The sequence below is a fragment of the Novosphingobium sp. BL-S-19 genome (assembly GCF_055521675.1).
In genome coordinates, this window is sequence record NZ_CM145498.1 from 3589551 (window position 1) to 3611983 (window position 22433).

The window sequence follows — 22433 nt, forward strand, 5'->3', positions numbered from 1 at the left end:
AGACAATCCCGGGGGAAGACGCCGTGAACGCACGTCCCGCTACCACTGTGCTCAGACTGGCGCTGGCAATGCTTGCGCCGGTGGCGCTGACCGCCTGCAACAAGCCCGCGCAGCCCATCGAACAGGGGATGATCGCCGATCCCGACGAATGGCCCAGTTGGGGCCGCACCCCCGGCGAAACGCACTATTCCCCGCTGGACGAGATCAATACCGACACGGTCGGCAACCTGAAGCTGGCATGGCACTACGATCTGGAGCCGGGCTATACCGCCAGTACGCCCCTGATGGCGGAGGGCAAGGTCTTCCTCACCAGCGGCCATTCCCACATCCGCGCGCTTGATGCCGTCACCGGCAAGCAGCTTTGGGAATACGACGGCGGCACGCGCGAACGGGCGAAGTCGGCCCTGCAGATGAGTTGGGGCAACAAGGGCATCGCCTACGATGCCGGCCATGTCTTCCTCGTCACCACCGATGGCTACGTGATCTCGCTCGACGCCAAGACCGGCAAGGAAGTCTGGAAGACTTACGACTATCCCGATCAGGCCCCGCGCAATTCGAACGGCGCGCCGCGCGTGTTCGGCGGCAAGGTGATCGTAGGCTTCGGCGGCGCGGACATCAGCCCGGCACGCGGCTTCGTCACCGCTTATGACGAGAAGACCGGCAAGCAGGTCTGGCGCTTCTTCACCACGCCGGGGGACGAGGTTTCGCCCGGCAACCAGAAGGCCGAAGCGGTCATGCGCAAGACATGGCCCAGCGGGTGGAAGAACCCCGACGGCACCCGGCGCGGCGGCGGCGGCACGGCGTGGAACGCGTTCAGCTACGATCCCGAATTGAACCTGATCTACCTCGGCGTCGGCAACGGCTTCCCCTACAAACAGGACCTGCGCAGCCCCGGCGGCGGGGACAACCTGTTCCTCGCCTCGATCGTCGCGGTCGATGCGAATACCGGCGAATATAAGTGGCACTATCAGGTCTGCCCCGGTGAGCAGTGGGACTGCACCGCCACCACCGACATGTCGCTGGCGACGCTGAAGATCGACGGCAAGGACCGCAAGGTGCTGATGCAGGCGCCGAAGAACGGGTTCTTCTACGTGATCGACCGGGCCACCGGCGAATTCATCTCGGCCGACAAGATCGCCAAGGTCAGCTGGGCTGATCATATCGACAAGAAGACCGGCCGCCCTGTGGAGAATCCCGGTATCCGTTATGCCGGAAAGCCCGGCATGTTCGAGATGTGGCCCGGGCCGACCGGCGCGCATTCGTGGATGCCCCAGGCTTACAGTCCGCAAACCGGTCTGGTCTACATCCCGGTGCTGGAGATGGGCGCGCTGATCGGTGACGGCGGTGCCGGCGGCGGTGAGATCAGCAAGGGCATGGGCGTGACGCTGATCCCCGAAGTGGAACTGCCCGGCGGCCACAAGAGCTTCCTGCGTGCCTGGAACCCGGGGACGCAAACGCTGGCGTGGGAAGTCGAACTGCCCGGCACCTGGCCCGGCGGCGTGATGGCCAGCGGCGGCGGACTGGTGTTCGAAGGGCAGGTGGACGGCAAATTCGTCGCCCGCGATGCGAAGACCGGCAAGGAACTCTGGTCGTTCAAGACCGAAAGCCCGATCGTCGGCGCGCCGATCACCTATCGCATGAACGGCAAGCAATACGTCACCGTCATCACCGGCGCGGGCGGCCAGGGCGCGGGCATGCAGTCGATCGGCAATGCCGCCTATCGCACCGACTATCGCCTGCCGCGCCGCGTGCTGACGTTCGCGCTGGATGGCAAGGACACGATCCCGCCCTATGCCTATGTGGAGCCGACACCGCCGCAGGATCCCACCTTCAAGCCCGATCTGGCCAAGGCACAGGCCGGCGCGATGCTGTTCGGGACGAAGGCCTGCATCGTCTGCCACGGCTGGAATGCGGTGGGCGGCGGCGCCGCGCCCGATCTGCGTTACTCGCCGCTCATCACCGATCCGGCGACGTTCAGGCAGATCGTCAAGGACGGCGGCCTGAAGATGAACGGCATGCCGCCCTTCCCGGACATCTCGGACAGCGATCTGGAGACCATCCGCTTCTACCTGCGTGCCCGCGCGCAGGCCGCCCCGGCCGAAAAGCAGGCGCTGCTGGACAAGGCCAAGGCGGCCGCCGCCAGCACCGCCAAGCCGCAGGATTTCGTGGGCAAGTGGGCGATCGTGATCCAGACGCCGGTCGGCCCGCAGAAGGCGGTAATGGACCTGGCGGTGAACGGCAACGTCGTGACCGGCAAAGTCAGCGCCGAGCAGGGCACCGTCAATGTCGCCGGCGGGATCAAGGACGGCCGCGCGAAGTTCGAGGGCAAGGCATCGATGCCGATGCCGATCACGGTCAGCTACGATGTGACCGTGAAGGACGGCCGGATGACCGGGGAGAATTCCAACGGCCCCTTCGGCACCTTCCCGCTGACCGGCGCGCGCCCCTGACCGCATTGGCGGAATGAAAAAGGGTGCCGGCAGCGCAGAGCTGCCGGCGCCCTTTTTCCAACACGGGCCACACGTGTTATCGCCTGTTCAGGCCGCTCGCTCCGCCAGCCGTTCGCGCAGCCAGACCATGGCGGGATCGTGCTGGGTCCGCTCGTGCCAGGTGAGCAGCTTGATGAAGCCCGGCACCTCCAGCGGCGGATCGCGCAGGCACAGCCCCTCCAGCCCGCGCACCAGCCGTTCGGGCAGCACCGCGCACGTGTCAGAGGCGCGGATCAGATCGAGCACGAAGCTGAAGTTCGGCGCCGAAAGCACCACGCGGCGGCGGCGCCCCATGGCATCGAGCGCGCGGTCGGTGGCACCGTGGAACTGGGTGCCGTCATGCGACATCAGCGCATGGTCCAGCGCGCAAAAGGCATCGAGATCGAGCGGCCGCCGCGTTGCCGGATGGCCCTGCCGCATCGCGCAGACGTAGCGTTCCTCGAACAGCCGCCGCGCGCGCAGATGCTCGGGCGCCATTTCCGGGGTGATCAGCGCGAAATCGAGCTGGCCGTGCTCCATGTCCCGCGCCAGCGTGGCCATGTCGACCGGGCGGATCGAAACGCGGATGCCCGGCGCGATCCGCCGCAGCGCGGTAAGGAACGGCAGGATCACCACCCGCTGGGCATAGTCGGTGGCGGCAATGCTGATCGTCATTTCGGCGCTGGCCGGATCGAAGGCCTCGGGCTGGAGCAGCACCTCGATCTCGCGCAGCGCCGCCTTCAGCGGCCCCGCCAACGCTTCGGCGCGCGGGGTGGGCAGCACGCCGCGCTGCGCTCGAACGAACAGCGGATCGTGAAAGGCTTCGCGCAGGCGTGTCAGCATCCCGCTGACCGCCGGCTGGGTCAGCCCGAGTCGCTCTGCGGCGCGCGTGACCGAGCGGGTTTCCAGCAGCGCATCCAGCGCCTTGAGGAGATTGAGGTCCAGCCCCCTGATATCACCCTGCATGATGATGGAAATACCACTTCCTGATTTCTCTTATATCAAATGCCCGCTTATCTGTTCCCCGGTCAAGCTTTCCCCCCGAAGCGCAGGAGACCCATGTGAGCGACATCCTCTGGCCGGCCGGCTATGTGCCCGGCTTCACCGACAATTTCTGTTCCAACGAAGTGATCGTGGCAGGCCTGACCACGGCCGATGTCTGGCCCTTGCTGGCCGAGCCGCTGCGCTGGTCCGGCTATTACGCCAACAGTTCCGATGTGGCGTTTCACGACGGCGCCGGCCCGGTCCTCGAACAGGGTGACCGGTTCTTCTTCAAGACTTTCGGCTTCCCCGTCGAATCGCAGGTCATCGAATGCGTGCCGCCGGTGGAAGGCCAGCCCGCGCGGATCGCGTGGCATGGCTGGTCGGGCGAAGGCGATACCCGCCTAGACGTCCATCACGCCTGGCTGATCGAGGACCTCTCGGCCGGGCGCGTGCGCATCCTGACGCAGGAAAGCCAGAAGGGCGAACCCGCCAGGGAACTGGCCAAGGCCAAGCCCAACCCGATGATCAACGGCCATCAGGACTGGCTCGACGGTCTTGTCACCGCCGCATTTGCAGCCAAGGCTTAAGGAGAAACGGCATGAAGATCCTCATCGTTCTCACCTCGCACGCGCAAATCGGCGAGACCGGCCGCTCCACCGGCGTCTGGATCGAGGAACTGACCACGCCTTATTACGCCTTCATCGATGCCGGGGCCGAAGTGGACCTTGCCTCGACGGCGGGCGGCGAAGTGCCGGTCGATCCCGGCTCGATGGCCGAGGCGGACCGTCCGGAAAGCGTCGCGCGTTTCCTCGCCGATGCCCCGGCGGTGGAGAAGCTGAAGCACTCGCTGAAGGTCGCGGACCTGACCGCCGAACCTTACGATGCAGTGTTCCTGCCCGGCGGCCACGGCACCATGTGGGACCTGCCCGAAAGCACCGCGCTGGCCGATCTGCTGACCACGACCTTTGCCGAGGGCAAGGTCGTCTCCGCCGTCTGCCACGGCCCGGCCGGCCTCGTGAACGCCAAGGATACCGAGGGCAAACCGCTGGTCGCCGGTCGCAAGGTCAGCGCTTTCACCAACAGCGAGGAAGAGGCCGCCGGCCTCACTCACGCCGTGCCGTTCCTGCTGGAAACGCGCATCCGCGAGTTGGGCGCGCTTTACGAACGTGGGCCGGATTTCCAGCCCCACGCGGTGCGCGACGGCAATCTCGTCACCGGGCAGAACCCGGCCTCATCAACGCGCGTGGCGCAGCTGGTGCTCGAAGCCATCGGCTGAGCCTGCCTATTCACTTCCGTTTTCTCTCTCCCCCCAACCGGAGGACGCATGTCCGCGCTTTTCACTCCCTTCACGCTCAAGGACGTCACCCTGCGCAACCGCATCGCGGTGCCGCCCATGTGCCAGTACTCCGCCGAGGACGGTGTCACCACCGACTGGCACCTTGCCCACTACACCGGCATGGCACGCGGCGGTGCCGGCCTTGTCATCGTCGAGGCGACCGGCGTTTCGCCCGAGGGCCGCATCACCCCGGGCTGCACCGGGCTCTGGAATGACGCGCAAGTGCCCGGCATGGCCGCAATCGCCGCCGAAATCCGCAAGGCGGGTGCAGTGCCCGGCATCCAGATCGGCCATGCCGGCCGCAAGGCCAGCGCCAACAAGCCGTGGGAAGGCGACGACCATATCCCCGACGATGCCCCCGGCGGCTGGCCCACCATCTCGCCTTCCGCCATCGCCTTCGGCGGCGGCCTGCCCAAAGTGCCGAAGGAAATGACGCTGGACGACATCGCCCGCGTCAAGGCGGACTTCGTTGCCGCTGCCAAGCGCGCGCTCGATGCCGGGTTCCAGTGGCTGGAACTGCACTTCGCCCACGGCTACCTTGCGCAGAGCTTCTTCTCGGTCCACGCCAATACCCGCACCGACCAGTACGGCGGCAATGCCGAGAACCGGGGCCGCTTCCTGATCGAAACGCTTCAGGCCGTGCGCGCAGTGTGGCCGGAAAACCTGCCGCTTACCGCCCGCTTCGGCGTGTTGGAATTCGACGGTCGGGACGAGGAAACGCTGGTCGAGTCCATCGCGCTGGTGAACCGCATGCGCGCGGAAGGGCTGGACTTCCTCAACGTCTCGATGGGCTTTTCGACGATCGAGGCCAATGTGCCATGGGCGCCCGCCTTCATGGCGCCGATCGCTCAGCGCGTGCGGAACGAGACCGGCCTTCCCGTCGCCACTGCATGGGGCATGGATATTCCCGCCGATGCCGAACGGGCCATCGCGGAGGCGCAGATGGATCTGGTGATGGTCGGGCGCGGTGTGCTGGCCGATCCGCACTATCCGTTCCGCACCGCGCGCGAACTGGGCGTGCCCAAGGCCTCCTCGCTGCTGCCGGAGCAATATGCCTATTGGCTCTCGCGCTATCCCGGGCCGCAGAATGGCGCGGTGATCGACTGAGGCCACCAGCCCGCGCGACCTAACAATCGTCGCCCCCGCGAAGGCGGGGGCCCCGCTTCCTTGTTGCCACGCGCGCGAAGGACAAGCGGGATCCCCGCCTTCGCGGGGAGACGGGGTTGGGTGATGCTGAACTTAGGGCTGCAATCGAGCTTAGGGTTGCTACCTTACCCCTCGACCACCACCGATCCGAACCGCTGCGCCCGGCGAAATCCGCTGGGCGTCTCGCCCACTTTGCGCGTGAAGAAGCGCGAGAAATAGGCGACATCGCTGAAGCCCAGCCAGTCCGACAGGTCCGAGATCGTCATGCCCGTATAGGCCAGGCAGCGCTTGGCCTCGGCCACGGTGCGCTCGTGAATCAGGGCATTGGGGGAAAGGCCGGTCACCTGATTACAGGCCAGTCGCAGCTGCGAAACGCTGACACCCAGTGCCGAGGCCATGTCCGGCAGCAGCGGCTGCTGGCGATAGCGCGCCTCCACCAGCGCCTTGAACCGCTCGACGATGTCGTAGCGCGAACCGGCAGCGGGTGAGGCGGTGCTCGATTCCGGGCAGTGGCGCAGCAATTGCAGCAGAATCGCCTGCAAGTGGATTTCCGCAGCGATGGCGCGGCCGTGGCGCTGTTCGGCCATTTCCTCACGAAGCTGCACGAACTCTCCGCCGATGCGGCTGAGCACGGGTTCGGGCAGATCGAACAGGCGAGGCGCATCGAGCAGCCCCTTCAGCACCGGCGCGCGCACCAGCAGGTCTTCAAGGTAGCCCTTCTCCACCGTCAGCATCCAGCCATTGGCGTTCGGTTCGTAGCGGAAGCCGTGGATGCGGTAGGGCGGCACGACCATGACGCTGCCGGGGCGGAAGCGGTGGACCTGCCCTTCCAGCGTGATCTCACCCCCCGCCTCGGTGCAGACGCCGATCTGGAGGAAGTGCGGATGGGTATGCGGCTTGATCTCCCAGCCGCGTTCGCGGCAGCGCTCGTCCAGCCGCTCGACATTGACGAACCAGTCGGCCCGCGCGCCGGTCTCTCCATAGAGCACATAGCGCGGGACCGCGGCGGCGCTGACGCTGCCGACGGCGGTTTCGTCCGGCGCAGGTTCATTTGGCGAAAAGTCCAAACGATTTTCAATTTCCGACATGGACCCGAGTTAGTTTAAAGTGGATTGGGGCACAAGCGGCAGGACCGGCACGCCCTAGGGCACCATCCGGAACCGACCCGCAATGGAATGGATGCTCGAAGGAAGGACGGCCCGCGCATGGCCCGGATCATTGGCGCTATCGCCAGTTCGCACACGCCCACCATCGGCTTCGCGCTTGATGCGAAGAAGCAGGACGATCCGGCGTGGAAGCCGATCTTCGATGCTTACGAACCGGTGCGCGCGTGGCTGGAGGACAAGCAGCCGGACGTGCTGCTGATCGTCTACAACGACCACATCACTTCCTTCTTCTTCGACCACTATGCCCCGTTCACGCTGGGCGTGGACGACCGCTACGAAGTGGCGGACGAAGGCGGCGGCGCGCGTCATGTGCCGGCCATCGGCGGCCACGCCGGCCTTTCGCGCCACATCGTCCAGAGCCTGATGACCGACGAATTCGACATCGGCACTTTCCGCGATCGCGGGCTGGACCACGGCTGCTTCTCCCCGCTCTCGGTGCTGCTGCCGCATGAGAATGGCGAATGGCCGGTGCAGATCGTGCCGCTTCAGGTCGGCGTGCTGCAGTTCCCGATCCCTACCGCACGCCGTTGCTTCAAGCTGGGGCAAGCGCTGCGCACCGCCATCGAGAGCTATCCCGAAGACCTGAAGGTCGCGCTCGTCGCTACCGGCGGCCTTTCGCATCAGGTTCACGGCGAGCGCTGCGGGTTCAACAACCCCGCATGGGACGCCCGCTTCATGGATCTGCTGGAAAGCGATCCCGAAGCGCTCTGCCGCATGACACATGCCCAATATGCGGAGCTTGGCGGGATGGAAGGCGCCGAGGTCATCATGTGGCTAATCATGCGCGGCGCGCTCTCTGCCCGCGTGCGCTGCCTGCACCGCAGCTACTACCTCCCCTCGATGACCGGCATTGCCACGGCCGTCTACGAGAACGAATCTCCGGCGCCGGACGAGGGCTTTCTGACCGCCCATCGCGCCCGCATGGAAGAGCAACTGGCCGGCGCGGAGCGATTCGCGGGCACGTATCCCTATACGCTGGACCGCAGCGCCAAAGGTTATCGCCTGAATCGCTTCCTCCACACGCTGGTGGAGCCCGAAGCGCGCGCCGCCTTCCTGGCGGACGAGGATGCGGCCTTCGCCGCCGCAGAACTTAGCGAGCAGGAACAGGATCTTGTCCGCCGCCGCGACTGGCGCGGGCTGATCCATTACGGCGCAATCTTCTTCGTTCTGGAGAAGCTGGCGGCGGTGACAGGGGTATCCAATTTGCACATTTATGCCTCAATGCGCGGAGAGACGCTTGAGGACTTCATGAAGACCCGCAACCAGCAGGTCACTTACTCGGTGGCGGCGCAGCCGGCCTGAGATCGGGCCCTGCGCCGCCCCCCCGCGTCGCCAATAATTCCCGCGCCCTGACAGAAGGCAGCGGAACCACAGGAGAAGTGCATGGAAGACCCACGCGCCATAATCGCGCGCGAGCCGATGCATTACCGGCAGATCATTGCCGTAGGCATCGCAACCGCGCTCAACGCCCTCGACGGATTCGATGTCCTGTCGATCAGCTTTGCTGCACCCGGCATCGCCAAGGATTGGGGCATCGATCGCGCCGCGCTCGGCCTCGTGCTTTCCATGGAACTGTTCGGCATGGGCATCGGCGCCTTCATTCTGGGCAGCCTGGCCGACAAGATGGGCCGTCGTCCGACGCTGCTCGCCTGCCTTGTCATCATGGGCAGCGGCATGTTCCTGGCTTCCACCGCGACCAGCGTGCCGATGCTTTCGGTCTATCGCCTGTTCACCGGCCTTGGCATCGGCGGCATGCTCGCCGCGACCAACGCGGTCGTCGCCGAATGCTCCAATGCGCGCCGCCGCAACCTGAACGTCGCGATCATGGCAGGCGGCTATCCGATGGGCGCCATCGTCGGCGGTTCGATCGCCTCGTGGCTGCTCGGCGTGACCGGGCAATGGCAGTCGGTCTTCGAATTCGGCGCCGTCGTCACGCTCTGCTTCATCCCGCTGGTGCTCTGGCTGGTGCCTGAAACCATGGCCTTCCTGTTGCTGAAGCGCCCCGCCGGCGCGCTGGAGAAGATCAACCGCACGCTCGTGAAGCAGAACCGCCAGCCGCTTTCCGCGATGCCGCCTGCCGAACCCGTGAAGGAACGCACCAGCGTGGCCGCACTCTTCGCGCCGGGCCTTGCCAACGTGACCGTGATGCTGACGGCCGTCTGCTTCTTCCACATGATGACCTTCTACTTCCTGGTGAAGTGGATCCCGAAGATCGTCGTCGACCTTGGCTTTGCGCCGGCATCGGCGGGCGGGGTGCTGGTCTGGGCCAATGTCGGCGGCGCGATCGGTTCGCTGGTCGTCAGCCTGCTCAGCCAGAAGGTCGGCATCCGTCCGCTGGTGGTTGCTTCGATGGTGCTGGGCGCCGGGGCCGTCATGCTGTTCGGTCAGGGCTTCACGACGCTGAGCGGCCTTTCGCTGATCGCCTGCGTGGCCTGCTTCTTCCTGAACGCTGCCATCGCCGGTTTCTATGCCGTGATCGCCCAGAGCTATCCCGCCGCGCTGCGCGGTGGCGGCACGGGTCTCGTCATCGGCGTGGGCCGCGCCGGTGCGGCGCTGGGTCCGATCGTGGCCGGCCTGCTGTTCAGCTCCGGCTGGGGCCTTGCCCCGGTGGCCATGACACTGGCCTGCGGCACGCTGATCGCCGCCGTGGTGCTTTCGCAAGTACGCTACCGCGAATCCGCCATTGCCTGATCATTGGCGCCTGATCGTCGGCTGACCATCAGCGCCTGACCATTGGCCTAAACGGCCAAGAAAAGATAAGGGGCGGCCGTGTGCGGCCGGCCGCCCCGCCTAGAATAGCAAGACGCTCCAGAGAGGAATTTCCATGCGCACCCCCAGCGCCTTCAATCTGCTTGCCTGCGGTACTGCCGCTGCGGCCCTGTTCGCCTTCCAGCCCGCCCTTGCCCAGTCCGTCCCGCCGGACACCAGCAAGACCGACGAGGCCGGCACCCTTTCCACGCAGGCCCCTCCCGGCATCCGCCCCGCCAAGTCGCAGGCTCGCCCCGCCGAAGCCATGCCTGGCGGCCGCCCCGGCCCGGCCAATCAGCCGCAGGCGATCCGCTGGACCGAGGACTGGTCGAAGAAGCCTGACGCCGACGCCCCGCTGCTGGAAAAGATCAAGCACATCCCCATCGCCAATGACGACGTCTACCTGACGCTCGGCGGCGAGGCGCGTGTCTACTACACCGACTGGCACCACTCCTCGCTCGGTCTGAAGCCAAACGACAACAACGATCCGGTCCAGTCGCGCCTGCGCCTGCTGGCGGATCTGCATGTCGGCCCGAACCTGCGCGCCTATCTGGAACTGGGCGATAACCGCGAATATGGCGAGCAGTTCGCCACCGTGCCCAACCGCGACAAGGTGGACATCTATCAGGCCTTCGTCGACGTGACGGTGCCGCTGGGCAAGGCGGGCAAGGTCACCTTCCGCCCCGGCCGCTTCGAAATGCCGCTGGGCAACGGCAAGCTGGTGGGCGTGCGCGAAGGCCTGAACATGCGCTTCACCTATCAGGGCGTGCGCGCCACCTACATCCTGCCGGGCAAGGTCTCGGTAGACGTCTTCGCGGTGAAGCCGATCCAGATCGATCCCGGCACATTCGACGATGGCCCGAACCACGCGCAGGACTTCCACGGCGTCTACATCAGCGCACCCAACCGCATCGCCGGCTTCGGCACCGACATCTATTGGTACGAGATGGAGCGCGACCGCGCGACGCTGGCCGCCGGCGTCGGCAAGGACGATCGCAACAGCTGGGGCGGCCGCCTGTGGAAGCGCGGGCCCCACTGGGACCTCGACCTTGAGAGCACCTATCAGAGCGGCACGTTCATCGACAAGGACATCAAGGCGTTCGGCACCATGTTCGAAGGCGGCTACACCTTCGGCGACGCCCTGATGAAGCCCCGCCTGGGCCTGCGCGCCAACTACTTCAGCGGCGACAAGGACCTGACCGATGGCAAAGTGGGCACCTTCGTCCCCGCCGCCGCCCGCCTGCCGCTGATCAGCGAGGCCGCGTTCTTCAGCTTCTCCAACCTGATGGACCTCTACCCCTCGGTCACCGTGAAGCCGACCCCGGCGATCACCGTCATGGCCGGGCCGGACTTCCTGTGGCGCGCGCGCGAGGGCGACGGCGTCTACATCGGCCCCTCGGGATCGAGCTTCGCCCCTTACGAGGGCAGCCGCCGGATCGGCACCGATCTCAACCTCGAAGCATCGTGGCAGGTCACCGACCGGCTGGCCTTCCGGCTTTGGGAAACCTACTTCACCGCCAGCGATTCCTTCCAGGAAAACGGCGGCAAGAACGGCAACTACTTCGGCCTGATGGCGAACTACAAGTTCTGAGGGAAACTCAAGAAAGAAGGCAGGGGAGCACGGCTTCCCTGCCTTTTCCTGTTTTTCGATGGGCTTAGGCGAGGCAAGCGCTCCTCCCGCTCAGGCTGAGCTTGTCGAAGCCCCCTGAAACGTGGTGCGAGGTTCCCCCAGCTTCGACAAGCTCAACATGAGCGGGTGTGGAGAACTGCTGCCCCCCGGAAGTCTTGGTATCAGGCCCGCCCGTCCACGGCCTGACGACCGATCGCCGGATCATCCGTGAAGAACGAGTCGATCCCCAGTGCCAGATAGCGGCGGATTTCGGCGATACTGCCCGCCGGATTGCGCGCACCCTGCCCGCCACCATCGCGCAAGTCTGTCGGCAGGAAATAGTTCTCCGGCCGGAACGTCCAGGTCGAAACCAGCAGGCCCGCCGCATGGGCACGCTCGACCAGACCGGTGCCCTGCGCCAGCAGCTTCCCATCCTTGTCCCGGCCCAGCAGCGCCATGTTGTAGGGCGAGATCCAGTCGGCATAAGTCGCCATCTCGGCCAGACCCGCATCGCTGTGCATCTCATCGAAGGTCGGGCCCGATCCTTTCGCCACGACATCGGCCGGTTTCATCGTGCCCGGCATCGTCAGTTGCAGAAGCTGGACATTGGCGAGGCCCTCCAGCCGCGCGCGCAGCCACTTCAGGTTGGCGATCTCGAAGCTCTGCACAATCACCGGCGCGCTCTGCAGATAGGCGCTGGCGTGCAGCCGATCGAGAAAGCGCTGCTCCAGCGGCAGGCCCGCCGCGGCGAAGTAGGTCGAGTGCTTCAGTTCCGGGATCACCCCGATCACCCGCCCGCGCGCGGCAGATTCGGCGGCGACGAAGTCTGCAATTTCCTCGAAGGTCACGACCTGGAACTTGCCGTCATAGGAGCGGCTTTCCGGGCGTAGCGCGCCCAGCCGCTCCTTCGCGCGCAGGCTCTTGATCTCGGCCAGCGTGAAGTCTTCGGTGAACCACCCGGTCATCTGCTCGCCATCGACGGTCTTGGTCGTCTTGCGCGACGCGAACGCCGGGTGGGCGGAAACGTCGGTGGTCTCGGCAATGTTGTTCTCATGCCGGGCGATCAGCACGCCATCCTTGGTGCTGACCAGATCGGGCTCGATGAAGTCCGCCCCATCGGCAATCGCCTTGGCATAGGAACCGAGCGTATGCTCCGGCCGCAACGCCGAGCAACCGCGATGCCCGATCACCAGCGGCTTGGCCGGCCGCGCCGGGCGCGCCTTTGCCGGAGCCGCCAGCACGCCGGGCGCGATGCCCGCCGCCAGTCCAAGACCCAACCCGGCGCCCAATCCGGCACCTACAAGCGAACGGCGGGATAGGCGGCTGTCGATCATCGAGGGTATCCTTGGCGGGCGTAGACCGGTCATGCGCGGTTTCACCTCATTTTCACAAGGATAACCAGAGACATGGCCTTGGGCCTGTCGCTAGGCCCGGAGAATGACAGCTTGTGGTCAAAGCCCCATCGGCGCCCATCTCTGTCAGCCATATAATCACCGCCGGCCGAAACACCTCACGCAGCCCAAATCACCTCGTCGCCCTCGCGCAGGCGGGGGCTCCGCTTCCTTCCGCCGCGCCCGCAAAAACAAGCGTCATCCCCGCCTTCGCGGGGATGACGGGTAGGGCCTTGGGCGGGTTCAGGGCAAAAGAAAACGGCCCCCCGGCACAAGGCCGGAGAGCCGTCTCTCGGTGATCCTGTCAGCCTGCCTTTACTGGCAAGCAAGGCATTCGTCGTAGTCGGTCGTCTCGCCGATCTCGAACTTGGGCGCTTCGGGCGTATTGTCCGCCTCGACGCCGCCCGAGCCTGCGAAGCCCGCGCGCTGCACCGACTTCGAGCGCAGGTAGTAGAGCGACTTGATGCCCTTCTCCCAGGCCTGGAAGTGCAGCATCATCAGGTCCCACTTGTCCACGTCCGCCGGGATGAACAGGTTCAGCGACTGGGCCTGATCGATGTAGGGCGTGCGGTCCGCCGCGAATTCGAGCAGCCAGCGCTGGTCGATTTCGAAGCTGGTCTTGAAGATCGCCTTTTCCTCCGGCGAGAGGAAGTCGAGCTGCTGGACCGAGCCGCCGTGTTCGAGGATCGAGTTCCACACGTTGGTGGAATCCTTCGACTTCGAGGCCAGCAGCTTCTCCAGGTACGGGTTCTTCACCACGAAGCTGCCCGAGAGCGTCTTGTGCGTGTAGATGTTCGCCGGGATCGGCTCGATGCAGGCCGAAGTGCCGCCGCAGATGATCGAGATCGACGCGGTGGGCGCGATCGCCATCTTGCAGCTGAAGCGCTGCATCACGCCCATTTCGGCGGCGTCCGGGCACGGGCCGCGCTCGTTGGCGAGCAGCAGCGAGGCTTCGTCCGCCTTGGCGGCGATGTGCTGGAACATCTGCATGTTCAGCGCCTTGGCCATCGCGCTTTCGAAGGCGATGCCGCGCTTCTGGAGGTACGAGTGGAAGCCCATGACGCCCATGCCGACCGAACGCTCACGCGCGGCGGAGTAGCGGGCGCGGGCCATCTCGTCCGGCGCGCGGTCGATGTAGTCCTGCAGCACGTTGTCGAGAAAGCGCAGCACGTCTTCCACGAAGCGCTTTTCGCCCTTCCACTCTTCCCAGGTTTCCAGGTTGAGCGAGGAGAGGCAGCACACGGCGGTGCGGTCGTTACCCAGATGGTCGCGGCCGGTGGGCAGCGTGATTTCCGAGCAGAGGTTCGAGGTGGAGACCTTGAGGCCCAGATCCCGGTGATGCTTGGGCATCGTGCGGTTCACGGTGTCGGAGAACACCAGATAGGGCTCACCGGTGGCCAGGCGAACCTCGACCAGCTTTTGGAACAGCGAGCGGGCGTGGACGGTGCCGCGCACCGAACCGTCCTTCGGGCTCTTGAGCTCGAAGTCCTTGCCGTCACGAACGGCTTCCATGAACTCGTCGGTCAGCAGCACGCCGTGGTGCAGGTTCAGCGCCTTGCGGTTGAAGTCGCCCGAAGTCTTACGGATTTCGAGGAATTCCTCGATTTCCGGGTGCGAGACGTCGAGGTAGCAGGCGGCCGAACCGCGGCGCAGCGACCCCTGCGAGATCGCGAGAGTCAGCGAATCCATCACGCGCACGAAAGGAATGATGCCGCTGGTCTTGCCGTTGAGGCCCACCGGCTCACCGATGCCGCGCACGTTGCCCCAGTAAGTGCCGATGCCGCCGCCGCGCGAGGCGAGCCAGACGTTCTCGTTCCAGGTGGAAACGATGCCCTCAAGGCTGTCGTCCACCGAGTTCAGGTAGCACGAGATGGGTAGGCCGCGGCCGGTGCCGCCGTTCGAAAGAACGGGCGTGGCGGGCATGAACCACAGCTTCGAGATATAGTCGTACAGGCGCTGGGCGTGGTCCTGATCGTCCGCATAGGCATCGGCCACGCGCGCGAAGAGGTCCTGATACTTTTCACCCGGCAGCAGGTAGCGGTCGTCCAGCGTTTCCTTGCCGAAGTCGGTCAGCAGCGCATCGCGTGCATCGTCGGTAACGACGGTGAAGCGGCGATCGTTGATCGTCTTCGAATCGGTCACGCGCGGTTTCGGTGCTTCGACGGCGGCGGCCAAGGCAGCCGCGGCGAGAGCGTCAGCCACCAGCGCGGCCGAAGCGGTATCGGTCTTGTCCATGGCGATTGCCGGGCTCACGCCCGCCTCCTTTTCCTGCTTCGGACCAAGTGCTTTTGGCCCAAGTGCTTTTGGCATTGCCTTCTGGGGCGCCTTTGCGGGCGCCTTCGGGGCATTGCTGCGGCTCGTTTCAAAGCCGGGCATTTCAACCTGACCATCATCAATTACATCGGAGCTGTTCACTTCAGCGTCGCTTCCGTTCCTGAAATCCACGTTTGCCCCCGTTGCTTAAATCGGCGTCATCGAAGCGCCACACGGCGCCTTCACAACATAGCTTCAGGGCCGACCGGCCATCCGCGCGAGTCGCCGGGACGAAGGATCGACCCGGCTAGCACGGACGGCACAAAAAGAGAACAAAATTCCCTGACCGACCCCGGCGCCCTGTTCGAGAAGCCCGGCAATCCAACCTGGAATCGTTTCCGCCCAGCCCCCACAGCCTGAAAACGACAATACCTAGGTTTAGATGCCCCGCGACCGACGCGCCACAACCCATAGTGCCCTTTCTGGTTTCCAACGCAAGTGGGGGTGCCCTGCCCGAAGGTCAATCGCATGGCGGGGGTTTACATCGCGGCACCTGCCGCGACGCGTGGGAAGTCCTTCATCGGGCTTGGGCGCAAGGGCCTATCTGATCCCCCGGCACAAAAATTTTTCCACATAAAACGGCGACGAACCGAATCGCATTTGCGGTGAAATGAGCATGCCGAAAGACCGCTTTTCCCATCTGTCTAGGACTTGGATGCCGTTTTCCCCGTATCGATCCGCCAAAGCGGCTCAACCCATTGCAACGTTTGCGGCGGGGTATTCGACAGGCTCGATCCGCGCTTTGCCGATTCCCCACTTGCAACCACCTCGTCATTGGATGCTTCTAGGCGTCGCCAACCCTGCGATTCTCAAGGACATTCAATTCCATGATCAACCTGATCGGCGCCATCATCAGCGGCTTCATCATCGGCGTGCTGGCGCGTTGGCTCTATCCCGGTTTCGTGGATATGAGCTGGATCGCCACGATCCTGCTGGGCATCGGCGGTTCCTTCGCCGCCGGACTGATCACCACGCGCGGCGATCCGGGCTTTCAGCGCGCGGGCTGCCTCGCCTCGGTGCTGGGCGCGATGGCGCTGATCTTCATCGGCCGCGCGCTGCATATCGGGATGTGAGGCTGCAAGGCGCGGGGGGCGTTCAGGCGCGCTTTCGCCCTGCCCTTCCCTTCCTCACAAGTCGTCATTGCTAGCGTAGCGAAGCAATCCAGTGCGGTTTACGCCACCTCTGGATTGCTTCGCTACGCTCGCAATGACGAAGAGGGTGGTTTGGTACGCCCTTAAGGGGCAAGAGAAACCTGCCCGGCAGAGCGGTCGACCCTAAGGGCGTGGCTCATATTCACCACCTCGTCGCCCCCGCGAAGGCGGGGGCCCCGCTGCCTTCGCGCCACGCCCCCAGAACAAGCGGGATCCCCGCCTTCGCGGGGATGACGAACTTGGTTGGGACAGACTTGGCAGGGTGCGGACTTGGCAGGGTGCGGACTTCCGCTGGCGAGCCCCCCTTCAGGGCACCAGCACGGTGTCGTGCGGCTCCGGCTCCGTCACCGGATAGTCCAGCGTGAAGTGCAGCCCCCGGCTCTCATGCCGGTGCAGGGCGGAGCGCACGATCAGCTCGGCGGTCTGAAGCAGGTTGCGCAACTCGATCAGGTCGGTCGAGACGCGGAAGTGGCGGTAGTATTCCTCCACCTCACCGTTCAGCATCTGGATGCGGTGCATGGCGCGTTCCAGCCGCTTGGTGGTGCGCACAATGCCGACGTAGTTCCACATGAAGCGGCGGATCTCGGTCCAGTTCTGCTTGATCACGACTTCCTCGTCGGAGTCGGTCACGCGGCTTTCGTCCCACTGGCGCACCGGCGGCGGCGCATCGAAAGCGTCCCAGTGGTCGAGGATGTGCGCCGCGCAGGATTCGCCGAAGACGAAGCATTCCAGCAGCGAGTTGGAGGCAAGGCGATTGGCCCCGTGCAAGCCGCTTTCAGTGCATTCGCCCGCCGCATAGAGCCCCGGCAGGTCGGTCTTGCCGTCCAGATCAATCAGCACGCCGCCGCAGGTATAGTGCTGCGCGGGCACGACCGGGATCGGCTCCTTCGTCATGTCGATGCCCAGGCCCAGCAGCTTTTCGTAGATGTTCGGGAAGTGCTCCTTCACGAACGCTTCGGGCTGGTGGCTGATGTCGAGGTGGACGAAATCGAGGCCGAAGCGCTTGATCTCCGAGTCGATGGCGCGGGCAACGATGTCGCGCGGGGCCAGTTCCAGCCGCTCCGGATCGTAGTATTCCATGAAGCGCTTGCCGGTGCGCGGATTGATCAGGCGGCCGCCCTCGCCACGCACCGCCTCGGTAATGAGGAAGTTCTTGACGTCCAGATTGTAGAGGCAGGTCGGGTGGAACTGCATCATCTCCATGTTGGAGACGCGCGCGCCCGCACGCCAGGCCATGGCGATGCCGTCCCCGGTCGCCCCGCGCGGCGCGGTGGAGAACTGATAGACGCGGCCCGCGCCACCGGTGGCCAGGATCGTGGCGCGCGCGGTATGCGCCTCCACCCGGCCGGTATTCTCGTCCAGCGCATAGACGCCCCAGACGCGGCCCGATCCCGAATAGCGCAATTCATGCCGCCCGGTGATCAGGTCGATGCACGACTGGCCGGGCAGCAGGGTGATGTTGGGATTGGCTTCGGCCGCCTTCAGCAGCGCGCTCTGCACCGCCCAGCCGGTGGCGTCCGCCACATGGACGATGCGGCGGTGCGAGTGGCCGCCCTCGCGCGTCAGGTGCAGTTCGTTGCCGTCCATGTTGAACGGCACGCCCAGTTCCACCAGCCGCTCGATCGCGTGCGGCGCGCGCTCGATCACGAACTCCACCGTCTCGCTGCGGTTCAGACCCGCGCCGGCGATCATGGTGTCGTGAATATGCTCCTCGAACGTGTCGCCGGCGTCGAGCACGGCGGCAATGCCGCCCTGCGCCCAGGCGGTGGACCCGCCGGTCAGGCTGCCCTTGGCGAGCACGAGCACCTTCAGCTTTTCGGCCAGCGCCAGCGCGGCCGTAAGGCCGGCGGCACCGGAACCGACGACGATGACGTCATGAGCGGGCGCAGCGACAGAATCCGTAGTCATGCCGGCTCCATGCCGAGACTATGCAGACTGCGCAATAATTAGCTTTGCATTCGTGCTTGCCCCGCAATCATGTTGCAGTGCAGCACAACCTTGAGATCTGGCTTCGGATCAGGCGGCCTGCGCGGAACTCGTCAGGCTGACGAACACGTCCTCAAGGTCCGCCTCGCGCGTGGTCACGTCGACAATGGAGAAGCCCTGGGCCTGCACGGCCGAGAGAATCTCACCCGCATTGGCGCGGTCCTTGTCATAGGTAATGTGCAGCACGCGCTCGCCATCCTTCTCGCACTTCACGAAGCCCGGATGGTTGGGAAGTTCGCCCATGTCGCGGTCCAGCGTCAGGACCAGGATCTTCTCGCGCGCCATGCCCACCAGTTCGCGCGTGGGCTTGTTGGCGATCAGTTCGCCATGATTGATGATGGCGATGCGGTCGCACAGTTCCTCGGCTTCTTCGAGGTAGTGCGTGGTCAGCACGATCGTCGCGCCTTCGCGGTTCAGTTCGGTGACCAGTTCCCACAGCTGGCGGCGCAGTTCCACGTCGACGCCTGCGGTCGGCTCGTCCAGCACCAGCACGGGCGGCTGGTGGACCAGCGCCTTGGCGATCAGCAGACGGCGCTTCATGCCGCCCGACAGGGTGCGGGCATAGGCATCGCGCTTATCCATCAGGTGGACGGCGCGCAGCAGGTCTTCACTGCGGCGCAGGGCCTTGGCGACGCCGTAGAGGCCCGCCTGATTCTCCAACACTTCATACGGCGTGAAGAACGGATCGAAGACGATTTCCTGCGGCACGATCCCGATCGAGCGCTTGGCATTGCGCTGGTGCTTGTCGATATCGAAGCCCCAGATATCGATCGAGCCGGAGGTCTTGCGCACCAGACCGGCCATGATGTTGATCAGCGTGGACTTGCCCGCGCCATTGGGGCCCAGCAGGCCGAAGATGCCGCCTTCGGGCACATCGAACGACACGCCCTTCAGCGCCAGCTTGCCCTCTCCGCTGCCCGCCGGGGCGTAACGCTTCTTGAGGTCGCGGATGGAGATGGCGGCGGAAGTGGTGCTGGTCATGCGCCGCATGTGGGACAGGATCGCCTGCCAGTAAAGGGCGCGCGGCGTCGCTGCCGTACGATTGCGCAACAATTGACCGATTGACGGTGCTCCGCTGAACAAATACGATCCATTATAGATCATAAAAGGCAGGCGAGTCCGACCTGCCTCTGGCGGGAGAGCAGCCATGGCCACGGCAACGCTGAACACGGAACACGACTATTTCACCGATCACGCGGTGCTTCTGGATCCCTACGATTATTTCGAGCGGCTGCGCGCGCAGGGTCCGGTCTGCCCGATGCCGGGGCGGGACATCCTGCTGGTCACGGGTTTTCAGGAATCGCTCGACGTGCTGCTCAATGCCCGCGATTTCTCGTCCTGGCTCAATCCCGATCCGCTGACGCCGCTGCCCTTCGCGGTGGAGAGCGACGACATTTCGGAGCAGCTCGCCAGCCATCCCAGCACCGAGATGGAACTGCTCGTCTCCTACGACGGAGACCGCCACGCCGCGGCCCGCGCACTGCTCAATCCGCTGTTCGTGCCGTCGCGCCTGAAGGCAAACGCCGCCTTCATGCGCAGCTATGCGCAGGACATGGTGCGCGGCATCGTCGAACGGGGTGGCTGCGAACTGGTGGGCGAAGTGGCGACGCCCTTCGTGACCATGGTCATCGCCGACCTGCTCGGCGTGCCGGCCGAGGACCGCGAAGCCTTCCGCGCCCTGATCGATGCCGCGCCGCCGCCGGGCAACATGGACGCGGGCGATGATGGCCAGTCGATCCATCCGCTGCTCGCCATGGCCGGCTATTTCGCGCGCTACGTCGCCGAACGCCGCACCCAGCCGCAGGACGACGTGATGACCGAGATGGCCATGGCGACTTATCCCGACGGTTCCACGCCGGACGCAATGGAAGTGGTGAAGTCCGCCATGTTCCTCTTCGCCGCCGGGCAGGACACCAGCGCCAAGCTGATCGGCAACGCCCTGCGCCGTCTTGCCGAGGATCAGCCGATGCAACAGATGCTACGCGAAGATCCGTCGAAGATCGGCCCGTTCCTGGAGGAAGTGCTGCGCATCGAAGGTTCCACCAAGGCCACCTTCCGCATCGCCGCGCGCAAGACGAAGATCGGCGATGTGGAGGTGCCGGCCGGCCAGCGGCTGGTCATCTCGCTCTCCGCCGCCAACCGCGACCCGCGCCGATGGGAGAACCCCACGGACTTCGTGATCGGCCGGCCGCGCATCAAGGAGCATCTGGCCTTCGGGCGCGGCGCGCATACTTGCGCCGGCGCGCAGCTGGCGCGGGCGGAAGTGGCGGTGCTGCTCGAATGCCTGTTGGCGGCGACGCGCGCGATAACCTTGGACGAGGCATATCACGGCCCGGCCGACGCGCGGAGGATCGCCTATGAGCCCAGCTACATCATTCGCGGACTGGCGGACCTGCATCTGAAGGTGGAGTGACGCCCCCTCTTCCAAACAAACTCCGTCGCCCCCGCGCAGGCGGGGGCCCCGCTTTCTTCGCGCTACGCATCAGGAACAAGCGGGATCCCCGCCTTCGCGGGGATGACGGCTATCTGGGGTGAGAGGTTTTCCCCTCAAACCCCGTCGCTGCGGCTGTCATAGATCGAACGGCTCGCCTCGATCGACACACGATTGGTAACGGCCCAGGCCCCCAGGGCCTTCACCGGCTCCGCCAGCGAACGGCCAAGATCGCTGAGCGAATACTCGACCCGCACCGGAACACTGGCGTGGACCGTCCGCACCACCAGCCCATCGCGCTCCAGCGCGCGCAGCGTGCGAGAGAGCATCTGCTGCGAAATGCCTTCGATCCCGCGCTTCAACTCGTTGAAATGGCGGTTGCCTTCCAGCAGCGTCATGACGACGAGCATCGACCACTTATCACCCACGCGCGCCAGAATGTCGCCGACCATGCGGCAGCTGCTGGCGGAGTGAACGACTTCGACGACAGGCGCGGGCTGCGGTGCGTCTGCGATCTCAGGGGCAAGTTCTAGGGTAGTCATGTTCACGTTACCTGGTCCTGAAAAAATGCGCTCTTGGCGGGCGTCGCAGTGCAACATAGCTATACCCAGTCATTTTTCTAGACCGGCATTTTTCCAGACCACCCACTCCCAACTGAAGGCACACCCCCCATGAAGCTTCTCCACCTCGATTCCAGCATCCTCGGCGAAAACTCGGTCAGCCGCGCCGTTTCGGCCGCCATCGTCGGCAACCTGACTCAGGCCGATCCCTCGCTTGAAGTCAGCTACCGCGACCTTGCTGCCGAAGCCCTGCCGCACCTGACGCTCGACGTCCTCGGCAACCCGGCCGGCACGCCCGAACTCGCCGAATTCCTGGCCGCCGACGTGATCGTGATCGGCGCCGGCATGTACAACTTCACCATCCCCAGCCAGCTCAAGGCATGGTTCGACCGCGTGCTCGTGGCCGGCAAGACCTTCCAGTACACCGCCGAAGGCCCGCAGGGTCTGGCCGGCGGCAAGAAGGTCTACGTCGCCCTGTCGCGCGGCGGCTACTACGGTGAAGGCCAGCCCGGCGCCGCCGTCGAGCACGCCGAAAGCTACCTGCGCGCAGTGCTTGGCTTCATCGGCATCACCGATCCGATCTTCGTGCTCGCCGAAGGCATCGCCATCGGTCCGGAAGTGCGCGAAAAGGCCTTGGCCGACGCGCTCGCCGAAGCCGGCTCGCTGATTGTTCCCGCCTGATATTGCGCGTTTCATTCCAAATGCGCGAAAGCGCATTTGGAATGCGGCACCGGCCCTCTTCCCCACCCAACCACCCGACGATAGTACCCTATGGGTAGTTGGGTGAGGGAGAGGGCCGGTGCCGCAAAATCCGCCCACGGCGGATTTCAAACAAATTTGCCCGCTGGAAATTCCTCTGAAGGCTTGGTAATCGGCCGATCCATGAGCACGCAGCCCGAAACCGTCATCACCGATTCCCACCGCGTTTCCTGCGACGGGGCCACCGACATCCGCTCGAACGGCACCTACAAGGCTGCCGCTCTCGGCCACCCGCGCGTGTGGCTGGAGATCGACGAGAAGGGCTATGTCGATTGCGGTTATTGCGACCGCCACTTCGTCCTGAAGGGCGGCCCGGCCGACCAACAGGCGGCCTGATCGGTTTTCCTATCGTGCCGGGTCCAACGACCCGGCCCGTTATTCGTTT

General features: G+C 65.1%; 18 protein-coding genes. 11 read left to right on the forward strand and 7 right to left on the reverse strand.

Translation table 11 applies throughout. The annotated features are described in order from the left end of the window. Positions 1–23 precede the first annotated feature (23 nt). Complete coding sequence (locus ACZ1JV_RS25190) at positions 24–2450, forward strand: PQQ-dependent dehydrogenase, methanol/ethanol family (protein WP_465151006.1); 2427 nt, start codon at positions 24–26, stop codon at positions 2448–2450. 87 nt (positions 2451–2537) lie between these two features. Here the strand turns inward: ACZ1JV_RS25190 and ACZ1JV_RS25195 are convergent, their stop codons facing one another. Next, a complete protein-coding gene (locus ACZ1JV_RS25195) occupies positions 2538–3434 on the reverse strand; it encodes a LysR family transcriptional regulator (protein ID WP_465151007.1) in 897 nt (298 codons plus the stop codon). Positions 3435–3529: 95 nt separating this feature from the next. On the opposite strand from ACZ1JV_RS25195, the gene ACZ1JV_RS25200 reads away from it, so the two are divergent. The 3 genes from ACZ1JV_RS25200 to ACZ1JV_RS25210 are packed head-to-tail and all read left to right on the forward strand — an operon-like array spanning position 3530 to position 5895. After that, positions 3530–4039, forward strand: a complete 510-nt coding sequence (locus ACZ1JV_RS25200; RefSeq protein ID WP_465151008.1) for an SRPBCC family protein — start codon at positions 3530–3532, stop codon at positions 4037–4039. A gap of 11 nt (positions 4040–4050) precedes the next feature. Beyond that, positions 4051–4728: a type 1 glutamine amidotransferase domain-containing protein gene (locus ACZ1JV_RS25205; protein WP_465151009.1), complete on the forward strand. Its 678-nt coding sequence runs from the start codon at positions 4051–4053 to the stop codon at positions 4726–4728. Between the two features lie 48 nt (positions 4729–4776). Further along, the gene (locus tag ACZ1JV_RS25210) at positions 4777–5895 is read left to right on the forward strand and encodes an NADH:flavin oxidoreductase/NADH oxidase (RefSeq protein WP_465151010.1); all 1119 of its coding nucleotides are present in this window, start codon (positions 4777–4779) and stop codon (positions 5893–5895) included. Positions 5896–6059: 164 nt separating this feature from the next. On the opposite strand, the gene ACZ1JV_RS25215 is transcribed toward ACZ1JV_RS25210, so the two are convergent. Beyond that, complete coding sequence (locus tag ACZ1JV_RS25215; RefSeq protein ID WP_465137089.1) at positions 6060–7001, reverse strand: helix-turn-helix domain-containing protein; 942 nt, start codon at positions 6999–7001, stop codon at positions 6060–6062. Positions 7002–7139: 138 nt separating this feature from the next. Here ACZ1JV_RS25215 and ACZ1JV_RS25220 point away from each other — a divergent pair, with 138 nt between their 5' ends. The 3 genes from ACZ1JV_RS25220 to ACZ1JV_RS25230 all read left to right on the forward strand — a co-directional run bounded on the left by ACZ1JV_RS25220 (position 7140) and on the right by ACZ1JV_RS25230 (position 11439). Further along, entirely contained in the window at positions 7140–8402 is a 1263-nt protein-coding gene (locus ACZ1JV_RS25220) for a gallate dioxygenase (RefSeq protein WP_465151011.1), read from the forward strand. Positions 8403–8483: 81 nt separating this feature from the next. Continuing rightward, complete coding sequence (locus tag ACZ1JV_RS25225; protein ID WP_465151012.1) at positions 8484–9791, forward strand: MFS transporter; 1308 nt, start codon at positions 8484–8486, stop codon at positions 9789–9791. A 133-nt stretch (positions 9792–9924) separates the two neighbouring features. Further along, on the forward strand, positions 9925–11439 hold the full coding sequence (locus ACZ1JV_RS25230) for an alginate export family protein (RefSeq protein ID WP_465151013.1): 1515 nt from the start codon (positions 9925–9927) through the stop codon (positions 11437–11439). Positions 11440–11639: 200 nt separating this feature from the next. Here ACZ1JV_RS25230 and ACZ1JV_RS25235 read toward each other — a convergent pair whose 3' ends face one another. Then, positions 11640–12791, reverse strand: a complete 1152-nt coding sequence (locus ACZ1JV_RS25235; RefSeq protein WP_465151014.1) for a glycerophosphodiester phosphodiesterase — start codon at positions 12789–12791, stop codon at positions 11640–11642. Between the two features lie 372 nt (positions 12792–13163). After that, positions 13164–15083 carry a ribonucleoside-diphosphate reductase subunit alpha gene (locus ACZ1JV_RS25240; RefSeq protein ID WP_465152651.1) on the reverse strand — a complete coding sequence of 640 codons (1920 nt, stop codon included), beginning with the start codon at positions 15081–15083 and terminating at the stop codon, positions 13164–13166. Between the two features lie 905 nt (positions 15084–15988). Here ACZ1JV_RS25240 and ACZ1JV_RS25245 point away from each other — a divergent pair. Continuing rightward, positions 15989–16234 (forward strand): GlsB/YeaQ/YmgE family stress response membrane protein, encoded by a 246-nt coding sequence (locus ACZ1JV_RS25245; protein WP_465137084.1) that lies wholly within the window; start codon positions 15989–15991, stop codon positions 16232–16234. A gap of 384 nt (positions 16235–16618) precedes the next feature. Here ACZ1JV_RS25245 and nadB read toward each other — a convergent pair whose 3' ends face one another. Both nadB and ACZ1JV_RS25255 read right to left on the reverse strand, forming a co-directional pair. Then, entirely contained in the window at positions 16619–18220 is a 1602-nt protein-coding gene (gene nadB, locus ACZ1JV_RS25250; protein WP_465151015.1) for an L-aspartate oxidase, read from the reverse strand. Positions 18221–18328: 108 nt separating this feature from the next. Beyond that, a complete protein-coding gene (locus ACZ1JV_RS25255; RefSeq protein ID WP_465152652.1) occupies positions 18329–19279 on the reverse strand; it encodes an ABC transporter ATP-binding protein in 951 nt (316 codons plus the stop codon). 166 nt (positions 19280–19445) lie between these two features. Here ACZ1JV_RS25255 and ACZ1JV_RS25260 point away from each other — a divergent pair, with 166 nt between their 5' ends. Beyond that, positions 19446–20711: a cytochrome P450 gene (locus ACZ1JV_RS25260; protein WP_465151016.1), complete on the forward strand. Its 1266-nt coding sequence runs from the start codon at positions 19446–19448 to the stop codon at positions 20709–20711. 134 nt (positions 20712–20845) lie between these two features. On the opposite strand, the gene ACZ1JV_RS25265 is transcribed toward ACZ1JV_RS25260, so the two are convergent. After that, complete coding sequence (locus tag ACZ1JV_RS25265) at positions 20846–21271, reverse strand: winged helix-turn-helix transcriptional regulator (protein ID WP_465151017.1); 426 nt, start codon at positions 21269–21271, stop codon at positions 20846–20848. A 129-nt stretch (positions 21272–21400) separates the two neighbouring features. Between ACZ1JV_RS25265 and ACZ1JV_RS25270 the strand changes: the two genes are divergently transcribed. Then, positions 21401–21970 carry an FMN-dependent NADH-azoreductase gene (locus tag ACZ1JV_RS25270; RefSeq protein WP_465151018.1) on the forward strand — a complete coding sequence of 190 codons (570 nt, stop codon included), beginning with the start codon at positions 21401–21403 and terminating at the stop codon, positions 21968–21970. A gap of 201 nt (positions 21971–22171) precedes the next feature. After that, entirely contained in the window at positions 22172–22384 is a 213-nt protein-coding gene (locus ACZ1JV_RS25275) for a zinc-finger domain-containing protein (protein ID WP_465151019.1), read from the forward strand. The last annotated feature ends 49 nt before the right edge of the window (positions 22385–22433 follow it).